The organism is Vibrio sp. SCSIO 43086 (genome assembly GCF_051132235.1).
Lineage (GTDB): Bacteria > Pseudomonadota > Gammaproteobacteria > Enterobacterales > Vibrionaceae > Vibrio > Vibrio diabolicus.
The window spans coordinates 2,837,991-2,858,102 of record NZ_CP072677.1; the positions used below are offsets into that span (position 1 = coordinate 2,837,991).

A 20,112-nucleotide genomic window follows, 5' to 3' on the forward strand; every position below is an offset into this window, starting at 1 on the left:
AAGCGGCTCCTTATTTTAATCGATACTGAGTTTTCATCGATGTTGGAGCGAAGCATCTTCGCAGCCAAGATTATAAATCGTCGATATAGCCCAACGAGCGCAGTGCTCGTTCATCGTCAGCCCAGCCAGATTTCACTTTTACCCATGTTTCTAGGTAAACCTTACGACCGAACAACTCTTCCATATCTAAACGCGCTTCACGACCAATAGTCTTGATCTTCTCGCCACCTTTACCAATCACCATTTTCTTCTGGCCATTACGCTCAACAAGAATCAAGGCATTGATGTGGAAACCGTCGGTTTCTGGGTTGTAATCAAAACGTTCAATCTCGACCGTTACCGAGTATGGCAATTCTTCACCCGTGAAACGCATTAACTTTTCACGCACAATTTCAGATGCCATAAAGCGCTGGGAGCGATCAGTCACGTATTCTTCTGGGAAGTGGTGCGTTGCTTTAGGTAAGTGATTACGCACGTGCTTACGCAGTACATCAATGTTCTTCCCTTGCTTCGCAGAGATTGGCACAACGTCCACGAAGTCCATCTTCTTAGACATCTCAGCCATGTGTAGCATCACTTCGTTACGATCTTGCACGTTGTCGACTTTATTGACACAAAGCACAACTGGGAAGTTCGATTTTTGAAGCTTAGTTAGCACCATCTCATCGTCTTTGGTCCAATGCGTACCATCGACTAAGAAGAACACTAGGTTTACATCACTTAGAGATGAGTTAGCCGCACGGTTCATCAGGCGGTTAATCGCACGCTTTTCTTCAATGTGAAGTCCTGGCGTGTCGACGTAAATCGCTTGGTAATCGCCATCCGTGTCCACACCCATAATGCGGTGGCGTGTTGTTTGCGGCTTACGTGAGGTGATCGAAATCTTCTGACCCAAGATTTTGTTCAGAAGTGTCGACTTACCTACATTTGGGCGACCAACAATGGCAATAAAGCCACAGTGCTGGTTTTCTGGCGAGCTTGGCTCACCTTGTGATGCGAAAAACGCATCGATATCGAATTCGTTATCAGCCATTTGTTAATTGCTCAAGTGCTGTTTCAGCGGCCGCTTGTTCTGCCTTGCGGCGGCTGGTGCCTTTCCCGATTACAGGCTTGTCCACACCTGCTACTTCACACTCAACCGTAAACTCTTGGTTGTGCGCTTCACCTTTAATATTAGTCACTGTGTACACAGGCAGCGGTTTTCTTCTGCCTTGTAGGAACTCTTGTAGGCGAGTTTTCGGATCTTTTTGTGAGACGCCTGGTTTAATGGCTTCAAGGCGTGAGTTGTACCAACTCAGTACAATGCCTCGCACGACTTCAAGATCGCTGTCTAGGTAAATTGCGCCAATAATGGCTTCAACCGCATCGGCTAAAATAGAGTCTCGGCGGAAACCGCCACTCTTCAATTCACCTGGACCTAATTTTAAATAATCTCCTAGATCGAATTCACGACCCAGTTCCGCCAATGTATGTCCACGAACCAAAGTAGCACGCATACGGCTCATGTCACCCTCGTTCACTTTCGGGAAACGATGGTACAGATCATCAGCGATGACAAAACTTAAAATTGAATCGCCCAGAAACTCAAGACGTTCATTATGCTTACTGTTGGCGCTGCGGTGAGTCAGCGCCAAGTTGATAAGCCCGGCATCTTGAAACTGGTAGCCGAGCTTTCTCTCTAGTTTATCAATTGGAGAATTCATACTCTCTCGATATAAAATGGTTAGTGAATACCACCGATGCGGTTAAAACGCACACCAGTTGGAATCCATGAAGGTAGAACGCTATCTGCGCCACGATCAAACTCGAAGCTGATCCAAATGGCGACAGCTTTGCCGACTAAGTTTGCTTCAGGAACGAAGCCCCAGTAACGGCTGTCAGCACTGTTGTCACGGTTATCACCCATCACAAAGTACTGACCTTGTGGTACAACCCACTCTGTCGTGCCGCTACGTGGGAAGTATTGCTCCACACGGTTACGAACAAGAGGGTTAACCAAAATATTGTGCTCCACGTTACCCAATTTTTCATCCAGTTGGATCATTGGAATACCGTTCGAGCTAAACTGACTTTCTTCAACATTGCTCAGTTTAACTGGTTTACACGCCGATTCACCTTGGCTTTGCACGCAAAGCTGCTTATCACTTGAATAACGCACGATATCACCAGGCAAACCAACAACACGCTTAATGTAATCCACACTTGGTTGTGGCGGGTATTTGAATACCACGATATCACCACGCTCAGGTTTACCTGTTTCAACTAACTGCGTGCGCCATACCGGATCTTTCAAGCCATAGGCGTATTTTTCTACCAAGATAAAGTCACCCACCAACAAAGTCGGCATCATTGAGCCTGATGGGATTTGAAATGGTTCGTAGATAAAAGAACGTAATACTAAAACGAACGCAATCACAGGAAAAATTGAGACGCTATTTTCAACCCACCAAGGCTGACGCTCAACTTTTTGCAAGGTCACTGCATCCAAACCATTAGACGTCTGAGCTTGAATCTCCGCCAGTTTTTCCTGACGCTTTTTCGCGAAAACCAGCTTTTCCAATAGCCAAACCACGCCAGTTACCAAAGTCGCAATAACCAGCATCAGTGAGAATGTATTCGCCATTAAATTCCCTTATCTAAAAATACGAAAGTGAAAGAGCCGAAACCCTTTCACTTATTTTAATATCTAACGTCTTAAGACCGACAAGTGTGAGACAAAGTTCAACTTTAGTCTTTACCTACGTGAAGGATGGCTAGGAACGCTTCTTGAGGCAGCTCAACGTTACCGATCTGCTTCATGCGCTTCTTACCTTCTTTCTGTTTCTTCAGAAGTTTCTTCTTACGACTTACGTCACCGCCGTAACATTTCGCGATTACGTTCTTACGCAGTTGTTTTACAGTTGAGCGTGCGATAATGTGGTTACCAATCGCTGCTTGGATTGCGATATCAAACATTTGGCGAGGGATAAATTCTTTCATCTTCTCTACCAGCTGACGACCGCGAGTCTGAGACTGGTCTTTGTGTGTGATCATCGCCAATGCATCAACGGTGTCACCGTTCAGAAGAACGTCTACACGTACCATATTCGAAGCTTCAAAACGCTGGAAGTTGTAATCCAAAGACGCATAACCACGAGATGTCGATTTCAGACGGTCGAAGAAATCCAGTACCACTTCTGCCATTGGAATATCGTAAGTCACGGCAACCTGGTTACCGTGGTAAACCATATCGACCTGAGTACCACGCTTTTCAACACACAGCGTGATCACGTTACCTAGATACTCTGAAGGTACCAGGATATTACAACGAGCGATCGGTTCACGAATTTCTTCAATATCATTGATCGCTGGTAGTTTAGCAGGGCTATCAACGTACAGCAGTTCACCATCCGTTTTTTCAACTTCGTAAACTACGGTTGGTGCCGTGGTGATGAGATCTAAGTCGTATTCACGCTCTAGACGCTCTTGGATGATTTCCATGTGCAGCATGCCAAGGAAACCACAACGGAAACCAAAGCCAAGTGCCGCGGAGTTTTCTGGCTCGTAGAATAGCGATGCGTCGTTTAGGCTTAATTTGCCCAGCGCATCACGGAAGTTCTCGTAATCGTCAGAAGATACCGGGAACAGACCTGCGTAAACCTGAGGTTTTACTTTCTTAAAACCTGGTAGCGGTTTTTCACAGCCATTCTTAGCCATAGTCAGCGTATCACCAACTGGTGCACCAAGGATGTCTTTAATACCACAAACCACCCAACCTACTTCACCAGTACGAAGGATGTCGGTATCTACTTGTTTTGGCGTAAAAATACCAAGACGGTCTACACCCCAAACTTGACCCGTGCTCATCACTTTGATCTTGTCGTTCTTCTTCAGTTCGCCGTTTTTAATACGTACTAGAGAAACAACGCCAAGGTAGTTATCAAACCATGAGTCAATGATCAGCGCTTGTAGTGGCGCATCTGGATCACCTTCCGGTGCTGGAATCGCTGACACAATGTTCTCTAGAACGTCATCAACACCGATGCCTGTCTTCGCAGAACAGCGGGTTGCTTCCATTGCATCGATACCAACGATTTCTTCAATTTCTTCTGCCACGCGCTCAGGATCGGCTGCTGGTAGGTCAATCTTGTTCAAGATTGGCACAACCTCTAGATCCATTTCGATCGCGGTGTAACAGTTAGCCAGTGTTTGAGCCTCAACACCTTGACCCGCATCTACAACCAATAACGCACCTTCACAAGCCGCTAGAGAACGTGATACTTCATATGCAAAGTCAACGTGCCCCGGAGTATCGATGAAGTTCAGCTGATACGTTTCACCGTCTTTAGCGGTGTAGTTTAGCGTCACACTCTGAGATTTAATGGTGATACCACGCTCACGTTCAAGATCCATAGAATCCAGAACCTGTGCGGCCATTTCACGATCGGTTAACCCGCCACAAACTTGGATTAGACGGTCTGATAGGGTCGACTTACCATGGTCGATGTGGGCGATAATCGAAAAGTTACGAATGTGCTTCATAGATTTAGGGTGACTAACTCTTTACAAATAGGGACAGTAAGAAACGCCATCTACTGACGGCATTTCAATCAAGTTGGCAGATTCTACCGAATTTCGTTAACGGGCGCACGTAATTTAAAGTACATACCCAAATAACCTTTAGTGGAGGGGGGACGGCTCTTACTGGATTGGCTCTCCAAGTACCCGAACGAGGGTAACTTGGCGCTTGGATTCATCCTCTAACGGACGAGAAACACGTTTTGCGATCCACATTCCACCAGCTGCAAATAGTACTGATGCCAATATGATGATACCTTCCCCGCCCGCGGTCAGCGGCGCTAATAGGAAGTGACCAAACATCGCACCGATAATCAAACCAAACAACGGCAGTAAATAAACCGCCATTGCTGATTTTATCAGGCTCGACTCAGGAAAGCCTATCTCGACGACTTGACCTATCTTCACTGATTTATCCGTGCGCAGGTGCCAAGATAAACTCTTGTTACCAATGGCTTTAGTCACAACGCCCGTTCCACAGCTTTTCTGTGAAGAGCAACTACTGCAACTGGTCTGCTGTTCGCAGCTTAAATCAATTTCGTATTGTTTACCGCGACGATGTACGTCTGTCACAGTAGCCAACGCGGTCATCATTGTTGTTTACTCTTTGTTACATTAAATGTGACAGATTGGGCGATACGTTGTGCTGTGGTCGGCGGAATGTCTCCTACAACGGAGATTTCATGTTGACCGCTCACAAAACTGTGTAGCGTTCTTCTGCCTTGGCGAACCAACTGCCCTTTTAACGAATGCTCATCTTTGTTTGCTACGTAAACAGAGAAGCTAAACAGACCATCAGAATACAGCTGGCTCTCCACCATTTGATTAGTAACGGCCATACGATAGCGGTTGAGCTCGTTCGGCTCGAAACCTTCAGGGATCCAACCTACCTGCCAATTACTGGTCCCAATATCGCCTTTTGGCATGGTGAGAACAGCTGGTAATTGAACATCTTGTAGGCCACTCATTAACTCTGCGATTTTTGGATTCACTGTGTAAGAAATAGTGCGATATTGTTCAAGCATCTCACCATCACGGTCCACAAGGTCGGCACGTAAAGGCAATTTACTCTTTTCATCGATCCATAGTACGTATGAATAGCGCAGACCGTCTTTAGGGACGACACGCAGCACTTGTGTTGCTACACCTGCTTCACGAGCTCTACCCACTTTTACATAGTCGTAATACAAGTTTAGCTCATCGATATTGGTATTGAGCATAGGCATGGTCGGAGCGACCATTTTACCTGACTCGATGGTGAATGGTTCTAAACCCGTTTCGATATAGCTTACTTCTGTGCCGCGACGAATCACTTCGCGTACAGGGCCACTTAAATAGACAAGATGAGCATATTGATCGTCACCATGCGTCGCATGACGATACAGCAACGGCTCAATGCTGTTCTTTTTGATAAGGATATAAGAGAGTTCGTAACTTAAATTCTTACTCGCCTCGCTCATTTGATGCAATAAAGCCTCCGCTGGCTTATCACCAGCAAAGGCTTGAGAAGACATCATACTGAACAGAGCGCAAGCGCTGATCAGAAATTTTTTCATTCAATATCCGGATTCAGATTTGCATCTTGTTGAGATGCATCACTGTTAATTCGTAACTGCAATTCGTAGTCTCGCAGCATAGCATGAACACGCTTACGTTGCTCTTGCATATTTGCTTCACCTACAGAACGCTCAACAGACTCACGAGTTAAACTCACAGGCTCTGCGCTGCCAGCAAACGGAACTGTCTGCAACACAGGCAATTGGTCTGTTTGCGGCGACATTGAATCGCTACCACCGTACTGCTGTACACCTAAAATAACGACAAGCGATACACATGCAGCAACAGCAACTTGACCAAACTGTGTCAACCAACCTGGCAACTGACGTTTTGCTTTTTGCGGTTCTGGTTGCGACTCTTTTGGCGTATCAGCAATTGAGATAACATTTGCACCGTGCGAATCAAACGCACGATGTGCAGGTTCATCTTCTAACGCTAACGCCACGCTTTCAGCAATATTCCACTCAGGTTTTGCTGGCGCTTCGCCTCGCATCACATCACCAATCAGGTGGTAGTTCTGCCAAGCATCACGGCTCTCTTGGTCTTGCTCTAACTCTTGAATTAAAGCCTTATCGACCAATTCTCCATCCATGAGAGCTGAAAGTTTTTCTTTGTCAGCCATTATTTTCACCATAGTTATTACTTGTACTAGCGTTGCAAAAGAGGTCTGATTTTCTTTTCCACCGCCTCACGAGCACGGAAGATACGCGATCGTACCGTTCCTACCGGGCAATCCATCACTTCTGCAATTTCTTCATAACTCAAGCCATCGAGCTCTCGTAATGTCATTGCGGTTTTTAAATCTTCAGGTAAAGCTTCGATTGCACTGAACACCACCCGTTGCAATTCTTTGGACAACGTTAAGTTCTCAGGGTTCGATATTTCTTTAAGTGCACTACCTGTTTCGTAAAATTCAGCATCTTCAGCATCGACATCTGTCGCTGGAGGTCTACGCCCTTGAGCAACAATGTGATTTTTCGCAGTATTCACTGCAATGCGATACAGCCACGTATAAAACGCACTCTCCCCACGAAAGCTGGGAATAGCTCGGTAAGCTTTAATAAACGCTTCTTGTGCTACATCTGGTACATCGCCAGGATTACTAACGTATCTGGAAATAAGATTACACACCTTATTCTGGTACTTTGTTACCAACAGGTTGAATGCTTGCTTATCGCCATTCTGAACTCGCTCAATCAATACTTGATCGGTCAGCTGCTCGTTCATTCGAGCGGATACTCCTATTTGTTATGCCCCTACTCTTCTCAGATATGGGTACTAATTATGCAAAACGTAGTATTGACACCACTGCTTACTTGAGCACTATTGTGACCCTAACGTGAATGAGAAAGTTCCATGGTTTCTCAAGTTTTTTGTCATTGTTTTTTCACAGTGTGATGTCTGTACCCAAATGACCACCGCTGCCTGACTTTAGTCTAAGTTTGACAAGCGAGCATCTTGGAGGGAAATGGGTATAATGAATGATCTCTGTCCCAGATTGTGCTGGGTCGAGCATGGAAAAGCAATGGCATTGACAAACTATTACTTTTCATTTGCATGGCTAATGGCTATCTGAACACCGCGTTACAAATTATAACTTAGGAAGCATGCTCATGCTCTGCATGAAAAAGAAGAGTGGCTCAGTCACCGCAGTAACACGGATGTCGATAGGTCTCCCAACTTAGCCCTTAGCGACAGGTGTCGCGATAATGGAATGCACATGGTGTGCAAATAATACACAAGGTAACTTTGTTACCTTAGCTTGGGATTATAAAAGTTATATGAACACAAATCGTGAACATGAGTGTGATGTGTTAGTGGTAGGGAGTGGCGCGGCTGGTTTGTCGTTGGCTTTGCGCGTTGCTAACCACTGTAAAGTGATGGTGCTGAGTAAAGGGCCACGCAGCGAAGGGGCGACCTATTATGCCCAGGGTGGTATTGCTGCTGTATTTGATGAGTCAGACACCATTGATTCACACGTTGAAGACACGCAAATCGCCGGCGATGGTATTTGCGATGAGGACACCGTGAGGTTCATTGCTGAACATTCAAAAGAGTGCGTACAGTGGTTGATCGACGGTGGTGTCCCATTTGATCGTGAAGAGGATGACTCTGACGATAAGCCTCGTTACCACTTAACTCGTGAAGGTGGCCATAGCCGTCGTCGTATTCTTCACGCGGCAGATGCGACAGGTATGGCGATGCAAACCTCTCTGCAAGATAACGCTCACAACCATCCAAACATTCATGTTCTCGAACGTCACAATGCGCTGGACTTAATCACCGAAGATAAAATTGGCGGTGATAAAAACAAAGTTATCGGTGCTTATATTTGGAACCGCAACGAAGAGCATGTCGAAACCGTGCGGGCCAAATTTGTGGTTCTCGCTACAGGTGGCGCTTCAAAAGTTTATCAATACACCTCTAACCCAGATGTTTCGTCTGGTGATGGCATTGCCATTGCTTGGCGTGCAGGGTGTCGTGTGGCAAATATGGAGTTTAACCAGTTCCACCCGACGTGTTTATATCACCCAGAAGCACGTAACTTCTTGTTGACCGAAGCGTTACGTGGCGAAGGTGCTTACCTGCGTCGTCCAGATGGTTCTCGCTTTATGCCAGATTTCGATGAGCGCAAAGAGCTTGCTCCGCGTGACGTCGTGGCTCGCGCTATCGACTTCGAAATGAAGCGTTTGGGTGCCGACTGTATGTACCTCGACATCAGTCACAAACCTGCGGACTTTATTACGAAACACTTCCCAACCATTTACTCACGCTTGATGGACTTGGGCATTGATATGACCAAAGAGCCAATCCCAATCGTACCTGCTGCGCACTACACTTGTGGCGGTGTCATGGTGGATAGAAATGGCTGCACCGATCTTAAAAACTTGTATGCGATTGGCGAAGTCAGCTATACAGGGCTGCATGGTGCTAACCGCATGGCATCAAATTCACTTCTCGAATGCGTGGTTTATGCTTGGTCTGCGGCAAAAGATATTCTAAAACATCACACTAACGTTGAGCTACCCTCACTGGTGCCATGTTGGGATGAAAGCAAAGTAACCAATAGTGATGAAGAAGTGATCATTCAGCACAACTGGCACGAACTTCGACTGTTTATGTGGGACTACATGGGCATTGTACGGACTGACAAGCGTTTAGAGCGCGCCTTACGCCGTATCCAGCTGTTGCAACAAGAAACACACGAGTACTACAGCAATTTCCGCGTGTCGAACAATTTATTAGAACTGCGTAACCTTTTACAAGTAGCAGAGCTGATGGTTCGTTGTGCGATGCAGCGTAAAGAGAGTCGAGGTTTGCACTACACGCTTGATTATCCGAACCAACTGGAAAACAGCGGACCAACGATTTTGGTTCCAGCTAAACAGCTTTAATTCGACAAAATAAACTATTACATCAACAGGGAGCATTGGCTCCCTGTTTCATTTCCCACTGGCGTAATACCAAAGATAATTGACGGTAATGCTGATCGTCACAGCTATCACGCCAAATCGTGACGCTACGGCCAGACTGCAATCGAAATGTTATCTTGAATGGCAATGTCGATGTATCGATTCGTTGTAACTGATCCTTTTCAGACTCAAGAGCCGCCGAACATTCACTATACTCAAGGGCCTCAAACCTAACCGAGCCATCGCAATGCACATACCAATAACCCTGACTTGTCGGTTTAACAAAGCCTTGGCTCAATAGTGCCTTAACAATCATTAATAACAAATAAATCGATAATACGAGAGGGATGCTAGAGAGGGTAACGGCCCAAGTCATCAGTAAGAAAAGTATTACATTGAGAACTCGGGCAGTCAGAGAGGGAGAAGCGGTAAAATTAACGAACTTTGCTGAGGTTATGGGCGACAATTTTATCAACCATTGCAGCATGACCTAAGTTTTCGCTGCGGCCATGCCCCATTATCCAAGTAAACAGATCAGGATCATCGCATTCAAGTAAAGAAACAAAGTCACGCTGCTCTTGTTCACTCAGAGTATCAAAGCACTCTTCAAAAAACGGCATAATTACTACGTCAAGCTCAAGCATGCCTCGACGACAAGCCCATTTAATACGCGCTTTTTCTTCCGGAGTGTACATTCACTATTCCTTCATAGATGTCTTGTTGTTAGTGCGGAGTGTAACAAGGGATGTGCTACGTCACTAGTGTGCGGGTCACAATACGATAGTGAAAGCAGACAAATGTTGATTCGTAAATCGCTCCCCTAGTATCTCAAGGTTATTTGGGTATAACATAGCGGAAAAATATCTTCAAAAGGCATTGTAATTATGGAATGGCAAACTCGTTTTTCAGCACTACCTCTCTCAACTCAAGACGCACTTCCAGAGTTATCTATCTCGCTGCTGGACAATTTCGGCATGATCACCATGGTCGGTGACGATAAAAAATCATACTTACAAGGTCAGGTTACCTGCGATGTCGTTTCTTTAGAACAAGACCAATCAACGTTAGGCGCACATTGTGATGCGAAAGGTAAAGTGTGGAGTGTGTTCCGCCTTTTCCATCACCACGATGGCTACGGCATGGTCCAACCAAAATCAGCGATTGACGTAGAACTTAGCGAAATAAAAAAATACGCCATTTTCTCTAAAGTAACGATTGAAGCTTCTGATGAAGTTATCTTAGGTGTTGCCGGCGTCAAAGCCGATGAGCTTATTTCTTCAATGAGCAAAACGACTGGCAGCGTTCGCCCTGTTGAAGGCGGCACCGCGGTACAAGTTTCACAAAACCGCTGGTTACTGATATTAAGTGCGCCAGCTGCGCAACAAGTCGTTGAAAATACAGATGCTGCCCTTACGACAAATGAGCTTTGGAATCGTTTCGACATTGAAGCTGGTTTACCATTTGTCTCTGCATCCGCGCAGAATGCTCACATTCCACAAGCACTCAACGTGCAAGCTTTAGGAGGCATTAGCTTCACAAAGGGCTGCTACACAGGACAAGAAACGGTAGCACGAGCTAAGTATCGCGGTACAAATAAACGTGCGATGTACATCGTAAAAGGGGCAACTTCTGCTCCATTTAGTGACGAGCCAATTGAGCTCGAACGCAGCGTGGGTGAAAACTGGCGTTCAGTGGGTGCTTTATTAAACCACTACCAGTTCAGCGACAATCAAGCGATTGGCCTGATCGTACTGCCCAATAATCTCGATGAAGACACTCGTCTTCGTTTGGTTGCTCAACCAGAATGTGAATGGACAATCGAATCACTGCCTTACAGCCTTGATGATGAGTAATACAATCAATACTCCTTTGATGCAATTTCTCACAGACCAACACATTCCGTTTCGTCTGTTACCGCATCAAAGACCAGCAACCACTATTGAGGATGCCGCGCAACAACGCGGCATTCGCCCTTCTCAAATGGTAAAAGCGATCTTGCTACGAGACATGGGTAATCAATATGCTCTCGCCTGTGCGCCTGGTGATCGTAGTGTCGATCCCAAAAAAGTGCGCTCGTTACTGCAATGCCGCCGGATGACTTGCGTTGATCAAGCCGACGTTGAGGCCATCACAGGTTACAAAATTGGTACTGTCACTCCACTATTACTCAAACGACACATGCCGATCGTGTTCGATCCTAGCTTACTAGAAGAACAGGAAGTCACGATCAGCAGTGGCGATCGCATGGCTGGACTGGCGCTTTCTATCCAAGATCTGATCCAATTGTGTCAGCCGACCGTAGCTGAGATATGTCGTTAGTCGTCTAAAAATAATGTAATAGCACGTAGTGTTTCTATCATCACGTGATCTCGCTCATATCTATAAAAATAGACGAGAGAATTTTTAATCACATATAAAACATAAATAGTCACAAAGATAAAACTCGTATATGCTGAATTTGTTGGTTAAGTTTCAAACAAGCACTTAACCAACATAAAGTGAATCAGCTGACTGAATGACAGTATTCATGCCGTCAGCTGTCCACTTTTGTGTAATGCATCTGTGACTATTCGCCCGCTGAAGCGGGCTTTTTTTTGTGCGGAACTTTTTTCTCTTCCTCTTTCTCTAACCGTTAGGACGTAAAGTTTGTTCTGTTGGATACCACCTCAATAGAAACAATTAGCAAACAATCATTTTCGTTCTATTCTTAATTCTGTAACAAAACTATTGCTTAATGCGTCACGTAAAAAGGAGTGTATTGTTGTAAGGGTTCCTTGAACGGTGATTTTTTGGGGTAATCCTCACGCTATTTAAGAGATGACACTGTCAAATTGTCTAAGACAACACAAATCTCTGACGCAACACCCTACATCTGTATTTAATACTATGGCTGTCACAATAATTTTCGCGTCCAAAACGTAGAATACCTAGGCTAGGTTAGATAAAAGGAAAGTAAATATGAGACTGTTTAAGCGCTATACACCAAGTATGATTGCTAAACATATAAGTCGTCTTTTTAAAGGAAGAATTTATATTTACGGGGTCGGTAGATTCGAGTTTGATAACGGCAAGTTAATACTGCCGGAGAAAGCAGAGCAACGCCATTTCCGAGCGGTCAAAGAGATCAACCAAGAAATAATGAAACTCCGATGCGCATATGCTTAGCAAAACGTTGATAAAACAAAGGCTGGATTAACCAGCCTTTTGTGTATTTGAAGTTCGCTTTACACCTACTGACGTGCCAGATCAGGCAGATGACCTTTTAGACCAAGCGCACGCTTCATGATCTCATCTTTCGCTCCCGGCAATTGACCCGCTAAACTCAAACCAATGCCACGAACCAGCTTCTTAGCAGGATTCTCTCCAGAGAACAGGTCTCGGAACCCTTGCATTGCAGCGATCATCTTTGCTGCTTCCGCTTTGCGCCAACGCTCATAACCTCTTAGGTTGCGTTTGCTGCCAATATCTTGGCCTTGCTTCCATAGCGCTAACACCTCTTGAGCGAGGCTGGCTGCATCTAATAGACCTAAATTTACCCCCTGGCCCGCTAGAGGATGAATGGTATGGGCCGCATCACCAACCAATGCGACTCGCTCCACAACAAAATCTCGCGCATAACGCATTTTCAGAGGAAACGCGGCACGCTCTCCCACGACTTCACATAGACCAAGTCGTGTATCAAATTCGCTCGTCAATGCTTTGTTGAAATCATGCTCACTCATTGCCAATAGCTGCTCTGCACGATTTGGCTCAGTGGACCAAACAATAGAGCACATATCTGGTTGCGACATTGGCAAAAACGCCAATGGCCCTTGAGGAGTAAAAATCTGTCGTGCAATGCTATTATGCGGAGCAGCGGTTTTAACATTCGCGACCAGAGCATGATGCCCATAATCCCAATGCGTTAACGGAATATCCATTTGATGACGAAGCCACGAGTTTGCCCCATCGGCTCCGACCACTAACTTAGCCGTCATGGCTTGACCATTGTCGAGCGTCAACCAACTTTCTTGTTCGCCCACCGCTAAGGTCGCGCAACGTGCAGGCATAAACATAGTGACGTTATCGAGCTTTTGGACTTGTTCGAGCAGTGCGAGTTGAATCACTCGATTCTCAACAATATGCCCTAAATCAGGTTGTGCCATGCTTTGTGCATTGAACTCAATACTAGCAAAGCTATCTTGCTCCCACACTTCCATACCGTAGTATGGTGAAGCTCGGCGTTGCTCTATCCCCTGCCAAGCGCCAAGCTTACGCAAGATAGTCTCACTAGAACGGCTCAACGCAGACACACGCACATCAGGTAACTCTTTCAACGACTCATCTGGCACCTTGCCTTCTATTACGGCGACACGCAGATCGCTGTCCTTGAACGCGGCAGCAAGTGCCAACCCAACCATCCCTCCGCCGATGATGGCGATATCTACACTTTGCATCATTGCTTTTTATTACCTAATTCAGTGCGGCCGTTCATCGTTTTACCAAACCAAGCGTATGGCGCAGTAGCGGCTGCTTAAAAATAGAAAGGTTATCCATCGCTGCTAAGGCTGTATTTCGCCCAATTCGCATCGCGGGTAAATCATTTGAAAAAATATGCACTAAGGCACTGGTTAGCCAGATCGTTTCGCTTCGGTCTGCCTCTCTACGCTGACTAAAGCGCATCAAGCCTTGATAAAGACCAACATCATCGCTTTGCTGCACGATTTCTTCTGCTAGCGAGACAACGTCGCGAATACCAAGATTAAAACCTTGTCCAGCTATCGGATGCAGCGTTTGCGCCGCATTCCCAACAATCGCAAAACGATGAGAGATATTTTGCTTTCGATGGCGAAGAAGCAATGGGTAACTCGCACGTCGTCCCACTTTTTTCATCGCGCCCAAACGCCAGCCAAAATCTTGTTGTAAACGTTGGAGAAATGCTTGGTCAGATAACTCAAGAACTGCTTGGGCTTCCTCAGGGTGCAGACACCAAACTAAGGACATTCTATTGTCACTCATTGGCAATAAAGCAACAGGGCCATTTTCAGTAAAACGTTCAAAGGCTCTACCCTGATGAGGTTCTTGAGTCACAATATTGGCAATGACAGCCACTTGTTCAAAATCTTGCTCAGAAAGCTCTAAACCAATTTTCTGACAGCAGGTTGAAACAGCACCATCGGCTGCCACCAACAGTTTTGCGTCAAGCTGCTCACCGCTTTTCAACGTAATATGGGTACAGTCTTGCTCGCGCTCGATATCGGTAACAGAGTCAGGGCAAAACAGCGTTATGGATGCGCTGCTATCTAATAATTCTTGATATACGCGACCAACATCGGCTAATTCGACAACATACCCTAGTGCTTCAACGCCAATCTCTTGCTTGGTAATTTCCGTCATCCCAGCATGAGAGCGGTCAGAAACGTGGATATGTTCAATAGGTGTGACAAACGGTTCTAATGAAGTCCAGAGCTGTAGTTGACGCAACAGATTGACAGTACCGTAAGACAATGCGATTGAGCGAGAGTCAAAACCAGGGTGCATATCTGACTGCGCTTTAAAAGGCTCAACGACGGCAATGCGGAGCTTTCCCTGGGACAAATGGTCAATCGCCAATGCTAACGTTGCACCAGCCATGGCACCACCAGCAATGACTACATCATATTGCTTCATGCTAACCTCTGGACCATCTACGATTAATGAATAGTAGGCTTTTTATCGCTACTTTCAGGGCGAACACCAAACTCAGCATGAATCGTTAGTACGCAAGCTTTGATGTGTTCAATCACTTGTTCTAGCAATTGCGCTTGTTCACCGAGGTCGTCATCTTCATCAATGCCTAATTTGGCAATCTCTTCTAGGTCAGCCAATGCTTCTTTAGCGTCATCTGACGCTTTATTTAGCGCAACACCTGCTAGACCTAACCCAGAAATAAAGTGGTTTACGAAATCGGACACGCTGTCAGCCAACGCGAATAAGCCTTCTTCTCCCGGCTCATCTGGTAATAATAAAGACAGCTCCATCGACGTGCCCGTGAGTTCATTGACAGTAACGGTGAATACGCTTTGAGCAAACGCTAGCGCGGTAGAAGGCCAACCCATACCATCATTGGTGTAGTCAAACAGAATAGGCTGCCAAGTTTGATCATTAATCGCCAATCCACCACTTAACATGCCGACAAATAAGCCATGTAATTCCGCAGGTGTTACTGCTAGGCTTGCAGATTGCAGTTCAGCAGCAATAGATTGGTATTCAGGAAGGGTGATTTCACTCATAACTTGGCTCATTCTTGCATAATAATGTATTGGTATATCCTACCATCAAGGTTAGTGGTCTGAAACGGCTATCAAATTCAATTTTGAACAGCATTTGCTCAATTTGCCCAATTCCTGTGTGATCTCGTCATCATTTCTCTTTCTGTGATGGGAAATGCTTGAATCTTAATAGCGGTTTTCCTATAGTTTGCTCCTCGGTAGTTGTATGAAGCAACACCTTAGATAGCGCGAATATAGAGTTTATTCATCATGAGCAATCAAGCGATCGACGTTGAAATATTAGGCAAAGTTACACGAGTGAATTGTCCGACAGGACAAGAAGAGTCTCTTGTTGCAGCGGCAAAAGATCTGGATCGCCGATTGAAAGAAATGAGCGAACGTACTAAGGTAACCAATGAAATCCAACTGCTGACCTTCGCTGCATTGAATATTTGTTATGAGTTGCACACCAAGTCATACGAATCAAACGGTCAACAGCAAGAAATTACTGAGCGAATGGAAAAGCTCACTGCGTCTCTTGAGAACGCACTAAGCAAAGTTACGCAAGGACAGCAGTAAATACAAAATTTACCCTGGGGTGTGCGTCAGCAGGATTTAAGTCCCTGAGCCGATAAGCAATACCTAAGGGTTAGTATTTGGTAACTATTGAGCAAGCTCGGCATGCACCGAGAAGCCTACGGTTGTCATTGCTGATCCGCCTTGAACCAGCTGGTTCAAGGGCCACAATCCTCAACGGCACCCTGGGGTATTCTCTCTATGTCAGACCTCTCTCGACAAGACTTCCGCAAACTGATTCGTGAAAAGCGCAACGCATTGTGTAGCGACACGCAATTCCAAGCGGGGATCGACCTTGTCACCCAGTTCTCTCAACTTCCTGAAATCCAGCAAGCGCAGCATATTGCTATTTATCTTTCTGCTGACGGTGAACTTGATACCAAGCCGCTCATTGAGTGGTTGTGGCAACAGGGAAAATCGGTTTATCTACCTGTCATCCATCCGTTTTCCAAAGGTCAGTTACTGTTTCTTCTGTACGTAAGTGATGATCAATTGGTCTACAACAAATACGGCATCTTAGAGCCCAAATTGGACATCCGCCACCTCAAGCCCGTTCGTCAACTTGATATCATTTGTACACCTTTGGTTGGATTCGACAGCATCGGTCACCGCTTAGGCATGGGCGGAGGGTATTATGACCGTACCCTGTCTCATTGGTTTATAACCGGAGAAGGTGCCAAGCCTGTTGGTATCGCTCACGACTGCCAACATGTAGAACGCTTACCAATTGAAAGCTGGGACATTCCATTACCTAAGATCGTGACCCCAAGCCGAATATGGCAATGGGAAAGTGGCAAGTAAGCCGCTATAATCACGCCCGCAAACGTTAACGAACATCTATTCAGGAGATTGGCATGACTCAAGATGAAATGAAAAAAGCGGCTGGTTGGGCAGCACTAAAATATGTTGAGAAAGGCAGCATTGTCGGTGTTGGTACTGGCTCTACCGTGAATCACTTCATCGATGCACTAGGCACTATCAAAGACGATATTAAAGGTGCAGTGTCTAGCTCTGTCGCTTCAACTGAGCGCCTTAAAGAGCTTGGTATTGAAGTATACGAGTGTAACGACGTAATGAAGCTGGATGTGTATGTTGATGGCGCAGACGAAATTAACCCAGCACGTGAAATGATCAAAGGCGGCGGCGCGGCTCTGACTCGTGAGAAAATTGTCGCAGCAATCTCTGATAAGTTTGTATGTATTGTTGACGGCACCAAAGCAGTTGACGTACTAGGTCAGTTCCCACTACCTGTAGAAGTGATCCCAATGGCACGCTCTTACGTTGCGCGCGAATTAGTCAAACTGGGCGGTGACCCGGCTTACCGTGAAGGCGTTGTGACTGACAACGGCAACGTAATTTTGGATGTACACAACATGCAGATTACTAACCCGAAAGAAATGGAAGACAAGATCAACGGTATCGCGGGTGTGGTGACTGTGGGTCTTTTTGCTCACCGTGGTGCTGACGTCGTAATCACAGGTACACCAGAAGGTGCAAAAATTGAAGAATAAATAACAGCTCAAATCGACCTATCTGGTTCACTTTTCTGTTATTTCATTACATACGGTGCTGCAAGGCACCGTTTTTTATTCCTTTCTCTAAGAAAATTATCTCTTATTCCGTAATTTTCTTACCCAAAGCAATTTTTTTTTGTTACTTTATTGAACAGAAGACGCACAAGGAAACGTTTGTCCTCCTACAAAACTATCAATTATCCCCTTTTTAATAGTTTTGCCCAACGTGCGCCACATTAGCCCACCTTTCCATTTTAAGGACGAGAAAAATGGCCAAAGTTTCACTGGAAAAAGAAAAGATTAAGATCCTCTTGTTAGAGGGACTCCACCCTTCTTCAGTTGAAGTTCTTCAAGCAGCTGGTTATACCAACATTGAGTACCATAAAGGTTCCCTTCCGGAAGAAGAATTGATTGAAGCGGTTAAAGACGTGCACTTCATCGGTATTCGCTCCCGTACGAACCTATCCGAAGAGGTAATCAATGCGGCGAATAAACTGGTTGCAATTGGCTGTTTTTGTATCGGTACTAACCAAGTAAACCTAGACGCAGCAGCAAAACGCGGCATTCCTGTGTTTAATGCACCGTTCTCTAACACACGCAGTGTGGCTGAGCTGGTACTTGGTCAAATCCTACTACTTCTGCGTGGCATTCCTGAAAAGAATGCGCTTGCACATCGCGGTATTTGGAAGAAAAGTGCTGACAACTCTTACGAAGCACGTGGCAAACGTCTTGGCATTATCGGATACGGCCACATTGGTACGCAGCTAGGTATTATTGCCGAAAACTTAGGTATGCGCGTTTACTACTACGATATCGAAAACAAGCTGTCCCTTGGTAATGCGACGCAAGTACATACCATGAGTGAACTACTAAACAAGTGTGACGTAATTTCTCTGCACGTTCCTGAAACGCCAGAAACAAAAAATATGATGGGTGAAGCTGAGTTTGCTCGCATGAAGCCAGGCTCAATCTTTATTAATGCAGCACGCGGCACTGTCGTGGATATTCCAGCGCTTTGCCATAGTTTAGAAGCAGGTCATATTGCGGGCGCTGCGATTGATGTATTCCCAACAGAACCGAAAACGAATGCCGACCCGTTCGAATCTCCTTTGCAGAAGTTCGATAATGTCATTCTCACTCCACACGTTGGTGGTTCAACGCAAGAAGCACAAGAGAACATCGGTGTTGAGGTCGCAGGAAAACTGGCGAAGTACTCTGACAACGGCTCTACGCTTTCAAGCGTAAACTTCCCAGAGGTGTCACTGCCAGAGCACGGTGGTGAATGCTCTCGCTTGCTTCACATCCATAAAAACCGTCCTGGTATTCTTACTCAGATCAACACCATCTTCGCGGAAGACGGCATTAACATTGCCGCACAGTACCTACAAACAGCCGCTGAAATCGGCTACGTAGTGATCGATGTTGAAACCGAGCGCTCAGAAGAAGCGCTAGCGAAACTGAAAAGTATTGAAGGCACTATCCGTGCTCGTATCCTTCACTAATTTGTGAAGCAGAAATAACAAAGGCAGGGAGTACCCTGCCTTTTCTTTTTGCACCCAGTATTACTTCAGCTTGTAAATCACGTCAACTTGATCGCGAATAATCATGGTAGAATCCTGGTAGCTGTTTGCCCCTTCTTTACTGTCCATCGCCATCGAGCGCATTAGAACTGGCTGAACGTGCATCTGTCTGTAATTGATCTGCCAGACATCACCCAATTTTTTCTCAAAGCCAGTAGCCAGTGACGCTGCTTTTTCTCGCGCATCTTGGATAGCCGCCATGCGTGCCTTTTGCTGATACTCAGCCTGGTTGCTTACCTTAAGTTGAATATTATCAACCTGATTAATCCCTGCTTCTAACGCCATATCTAGGTACTGGTTTAGGTTTTTTAGATCCGTAACCGTCACATCAATGCTACGAGAAGCGCGATAACCAACGAGCTCTGCTTTACCAGATTTAGGGTAGTGGTATTGAGGCGCAAGGTATAAATTCGAGCTGGTAACATTGTCTTTTGATAAGCCAGCATCGGACAGATTTTTCAGAAATTGCTCAACGGTTTTGTCAACTGACTGCTTGGCCTGTTCAGCAGTCATTGTCGTGTCTACCACTTTCACAGAAAACGTCGCCATATCTGGTGTAGCAATAACTTCACCATAACCTGTCGTCGTTACGTGAGCAAATTCAGGCGAGTTCGCCAACACTGAAGCACTAGTAAGGCTGAGTGCAGAAGCCAGCAAAAATGAATACAGTCTCATTCAATAAATC

22 protein-coding genes and 1 other RNA gene are annotated in these 20,112 nt (G+C 45.6%); 9 read left to right on the forward strand and 14 right to left on the reverse strand.

Translation table 11 applies throughout. The features are described 5' to 3' along the window. Positions 1–70 precede the first annotated feature (70 nt). The 8 genes from era to rpoE all read right to left on the reverse strand — a co-directional run bounded on the left by era (position 71) and on the right by rpoE (position 7,341). Positions 71–1,033, reverse strand: coding sequence for a GTPase Era (era, locus tag J8Z23_RS13405; protein WP_006743309.1), 963 nt, complete (start codon positions 1,031–1,033; stop codon positions 71–73). Then, positions 1,026–1,703, reverse strand: coding sequence for a ribonuclease III (gene rnc, locus J8Z23_RS13410; protein WP_005393907.1), 678 nt, complete (start codon positions 1,701–1,703; stop codon positions 1,026–1,028). The genes era and rnc overlap by 8 nt, the downstream gene beginning before the upstream one ends. Positions 1,704–1,723: 20 nt before the next feature. Further along, a complete protein-coding gene (gene lepB, locus J8Z23_RS13415) occupies positions 1,724–2,623 on the reverse strand; it encodes a signal peptidase I (RefSeq protein WP_005380933.1) in 900 nt (299 codons plus the stop codon). 104 nt (positions 2,624–2,727) lie between these two features. After that, on the reverse strand, positions 2,728–4,521 hold the full coding sequence (lepA, locus tag J8Z23_RS13420) for a translation elongation factor 4 (protein ID WP_005393909.1): 1,794 nt from the start codon (positions 4,519–4,521) through the stop codon (positions 2,728–2,730). Positions 4,522–4,680: 159 nt separating this feature from the next. After that, entirely contained in the window at positions 4,681–5,151 is a 471-nt protein-coding gene (locus J8Z23_RS13425; protein WP_005384575.1) for a SoxR reducing system RseC family protein, read from the reverse strand. Beyond that, a complete protein-coding gene (rseB, locus tag J8Z23_RS13430) occupies positions 5,148–6,113 on the reverse strand; it encodes a sigma-E factor regulatory protein RseB (RefSeq protein WP_005393918.1) in 966 nt (321 codons plus the stop codon). Before rseB ends, J8Z23_RS13425 begins: the two co-directional genes overlap by 4 nt. Beyond that, positions 6,110–6,736 carry a sigma-E factor negative regulatory protein gene (locus tag J8Z23_RS13435; RefSeq protein ID WP_046875100.1) on the reverse strand — a complete coding sequence of 209 codons (627 nt, stop codon included), beginning with the start codon at positions 6,734–6,736 and terminating at the stop codon, positions 6,110–6,112. Before J8Z23_RS13435 ends, rseB begins: the two co-directional genes overlap by 4 nt. Positions 6,737–6,762: 26 nt before the next feature. Continuing rightward, positions 6,763–7,341, reverse strand: coding sequence for an RNA polymerase sigma factor RpoE (rpoE, locus tag J8Z23_RS13440; protein WP_005380946.1), 579 nt, complete (start codon positions 7,339–7,341; stop codon positions 6,763–6,765). 554 nt (positions 7,342–7,895) lie between these two features. Here rpoE and nadB point away from each other — a divergent pair. Further along, entirely contained in the window at positions 7,896–9,509 is a 1,614-nt protein-coding gene (gene nadB, locus J8Z23_RS13445; protein ID WP_434633905.1) for an L-aspartate oxidase, read from the forward strand. Positions 9,510–9,531: 22 nt separating this feature from the next. Here nadB and J8Z23_RS13450 read toward each other — a convergent pair whose 3' ends face one another. Beyond that, entirely contained in the window at positions 9,532–10,014 is a 483-nt protein-coding gene (locus J8Z23_RS13450) for a protein YgfX (RefSeq protein WP_308322822.1), read from the reverse strand. Then, positions 9,962–10,222: a succinate dehydrogenase assembly factor 2 gene (locus tag J8Z23_RS13455; protein WP_005393925.1), complete on the reverse strand. Its 261-nt coding sequence runs from the start codon at positions 10,220–10,222 to the stop codon at positions 9,962–9,964. The genes J8Z23_RS13450 and J8Z23_RS13455 overlap by 53 nt, the downstream gene beginning before the upstream one ends. Before the next feature lie 189 nt (positions 10,223–10,411). Between J8Z23_RS13455 and ygfZ the strand changes: the two genes are divergently transcribed. The 3 genes from ygfZ to J8Z23_RS13470 all read left to right on the forward strand — a co-directional run bounded on the left by ygfZ (position 10,412) and on the right by J8Z23_RS13470 (position 12,692). Next, on the forward strand, positions 10,412–11,380 hold the full coding sequence (ygfZ, locus tag J8Z23_RS13460; protein WP_434633909.1) for a tRNA-modifying protein YgfZ: 969 nt from the start codon (positions 10,412–10,414) through the stop codon (positions 11,378–11,380). Next, positions 11,373–11,846 carry an aminoacyl-tRNA deacylase gene (locus J8Z23_RS13465; RefSeq protein WP_031780369.1) on the forward strand — a complete coding sequence of 158 codons (474 nt, stop codon included), beginning with the start codon at positions 11,373–11,375 and terminating at the stop codon, positions 11,844–11,846. Before ygfZ ends, J8Z23_RS13465 begins: the two co-directional genes overlap by 8 nt. A 639-nt stretch (positions 11,847–12,485) precedes the next feature. Further along, complete coding sequence (locus J8Z23_RS13470) at positions 12,486–12,692, forward strand: DUF1107 domain-containing protein (RefSeq protein ID WP_005380970.1); 207 nt, start codon at positions 12,486–12,488, stop codon at positions 12,690–12,692. 65 nt (positions 12,693–12,757) lie between these two features. On the opposite strand, the gene J8Z23_RS13475 is transcribed toward J8Z23_RS13470, so the two are convergent. Genes J8Z23_RS13475 through J8Z23_RS13485 form a run of 3 tightly spaced genes read right to left on the reverse strand, consistent with a single transcriptional unit; the run spans position 12,758 to position 15,778 of the window. Next, positions 12,758–13,966: an FAD-dependent 2-octaprenylphenol hydroxylase gene (locus J8Z23_RS13475; protein ID WP_005393929.1), complete on the reverse strand. Its 1,209-nt coding sequence runs from the start codon at positions 13,964–13,966 to the stop codon at positions 12,758–12,760. A 31-nt stretch (positions 13,967–13,997) separates the two neighbouring features. Next, complete coding sequence (gene ubiH / locus J8Z23_RS13480; protein WP_109169432.1) at positions 13,998–15,176, reverse strand: 2-octaprenyl-6-methoxyphenyl hydroxylase; 1,179 nt, start codon at positions 15,174–15,176, stop codon at positions 13,998–14,000. Between the two features lie 23 nt (positions 15,177–15,199). Continuing rightward, on the reverse strand, positions 15,200–15,778 hold the full coding sequence (locus tag J8Z23_RS13485) for a YecA family protein (protein ID WP_033907447.1): 579 nt from the start codon (positions 15,776–15,778) through the stop codon (positions 15,200–15,202). Positions 15,779–16,027: 249 nt separating this feature from the next. Between J8Z23_RS13485 and J8Z23_RS13490 the strand changes: the two genes are divergently transcribed. The 5 genes from J8Z23_RS13490 (at position 16,028) to serA (ending at position 19,349) form a co-directional block, all read left to right on the forward strand. Continuing rightward, positions 16,028–16,336 (forward strand): cell division protein ZapA, encoded by a 309-nt coding sequence (locus J8Z23_RS13490; RefSeq protein WP_005393932.1) that lies wholly within the window; start codon positions 16,028–16,030, stop codon positions 16,334–16,336. 8 nt (positions 16,337–16,344) lie between these two features. Next, a non-coding RNA gene (ssrS, locus tag J8Z23_RS13495) (6S RNA) lies at positions 16,345–16,529 on the forward strand. Positions 16,530–16,534: 5 nt separating this feature from the next. Further along, positions 16,535–17,134, forward strand: a complete 600-nt coding sequence (locus J8Z23_RS13500; protein WP_074191801.1) for a 5-formyltetrahydrofolate cyclo-ligase — start codon at positions 16,535–16,537, stop codon at positions 17,132–17,134. A 53-nt stretch (positions 17,135–17,187) separates the two neighbouring features. Further along, on the forward strand, positions 17,188–17,844 hold the full coding sequence (rpiA, locus tag J8Z23_RS13505) for a ribose-5-phosphate isomerase RpiA (RefSeq protein WP_005380982.1): 657 nt from the start codon (positions 17,188–17,190) through the stop codon (positions 17,842–17,844). A 272-nt stretch (positions 17,845–18,116) separates the two neighbouring features. After that, a complete protein-coding gene (gene serA, locus J8Z23_RS13510; RefSeq protein ID WP_005393937.1) occupies positions 18,117–19,349 on the forward strand; it encodes a phosphoglycerate dehydrogenase in 1,233 nt (410 codons plus the stop codon). A 60-nt stretch (positions 19,350–19,409) separates the two neighbouring features. Here serA and J8Z23_RS13515 read toward each other — a convergent pair whose 3' ends face one another. Then, positions 19,410–20,102, reverse strand: a complete 693-nt coding sequence (locus tag J8Z23_RS13515; RefSeq protein ID WP_005393939.1) for an oxidative stress defense protein — start codon at positions 20,100–20,102, stop codon at positions 19,410–19,412. Positions 20,103–20,112: the final 10 nt, after the last annotated feature.

Bases quoted from the DNA above. Each gene is read 5' to 3' on its own strand.
- J8Z23_RS13475 (WP_005393929.1), bottom strand. From the start codon at position 13,966: ATGATGCAAAGTGTAGATATCGCCATCATCGGCGGAGGGATGGTTGGG.
- ubiH (WP_109169432.1), bottom strand. From the start codon at position 15,176: ATGAAGCAATATGATGTAGTCATTGCTGGTGGTGCCATGGCTGGTGCA.
- ygfZ (WP_434633909.1), top strand. From the start codon at position 10,412: ATGGAATGGCAAACTCGTTTTTCAGCACTACCTCTCTCAACTCAAGAC.
- lepB (WP_005380933.1), bottom strand. From the start codon at position 2,623: ATGGCGAATACATTCTCACTGATGCTGGTTATTGCGACTTTGGTAACT.
- rpoE (WP_005380946.1), bottom strand. From the start codon at position 7,341: ATGAACGAGCAGCTGACCGATCAAGTATTGATTGAGCGAGTTCAGAAT.
- J8Z23_RS13500 (WP_074191801.1), top strand. From the start codon at position 16,535: ATGTCAGACCTCTCTCGACAAGACTTCCGCAAACTGATTCGTGAAAAG.
- J8Z23_RS13435 (WP_046875100.1), bottom strand. From the start codon at position 6,736: ATGGCTGACAAAGAAAAACTTTCAGCTCTCATGGATGGAGAATTGGTC.
- J8Z23_RS13490 (WP_005393932.1), top strand. From the start codon at position 16,028: ATGAGCAATCAAGCGATCGACGTTGAAATATTAGGCAAAGTTACACGA.
- era (WP_006743309.1), bottom strand. From the start codon at position 1,033: ATGGCTGATAACGAATTCGATATCGATGCGTTTTTCGCATCACAAGGT.
- rnc (WP_005393907.1), bottom strand. From the start codon at position 1,703: ATGAATTCTCCAATTGATAAACTAGAGAGAAAGCTCGGCTACCAGTTT.
- J8Z23_RS13470 (WP_005380970.1), top strand. From the start codon at position 12,486: ATGAGACTGTTTAAGCGCTATACACCAAGTATGATTGCTAAACATATA.
- serA (WP_005393937.1), top strand. From the start codon at position 18,117: ATGGCCAAAGTTTCACTGGAAAAAGAAAAGATTAAGATCCTCTTGTTA.
- J8Z23_RS13425 (WP_005384575.1), bottom strand. From the start codon at position 5,151: ATGATGACCGCGTTGGCTACTGTGACAGACGTACATCGTCGCGGTAAA.
- J8Z23_RS13455 (WP_005393925.1), bottom strand. From the start codon at position 10,222: ATGTACACTCCGGAAGAAAAAGCGCGTATTAAATGGGCTTGTCGTCGA.
- nadB (WP_434633905.1), top strand. From the start codon at position 7,896: ATGAACACAAATCGTGAACATGAGTGTGATGTGTTAGTGGTAGGGAGT.
- J8Z23_RS13450 (WP_308322822.1), bottom strand. From the start codon at position 10,014: ATGCTGCAATGGTTGATAAAATTGTCGCCCATAACCTCAGCAAAGTTC.
- J8Z23_RS13515 (WP_005393939.1), bottom strand. From the start codon at position 20,102: ATGAGACTGTATTCATTTTTGCTGGCTTCTGCACTCAGCCTTACTAGT.
- lepA (WP_005393909.1), bottom strand. From the start codon at position 4,521: ATGAAGCACATTCGTAACTTTTCGATTATCGCCCACATCGACCATGGT.
- rpiA (WP_005380982.1), top strand. From the start codon at position 17,188: ATGACTCAAGATGAAATGAAAAAAGCGGCTGGTTGGGCAGCACTAAAA.
- rseB (WP_005393918.1), bottom strand. From the start codon at position 6,113: ATGAAAAAATTTCTGATCAGCGCTTGCGCTCTGTTCAGTATGATGTCT.
- J8Z23_RS13465 (WP_031780369.1), top strand. From the start codon at position 11,373: ATGAGTAATACAATCAATACTCCTTTGATGCAATTTCTCACAGACCAA.
- J8Z23_RS13485 (WP_033907447.1), bottom strand. From the start codon at position 15,778: ATGAGTGAAATCACCCTTCCTGAATACCAATCTATTGCTGCTGAACTG.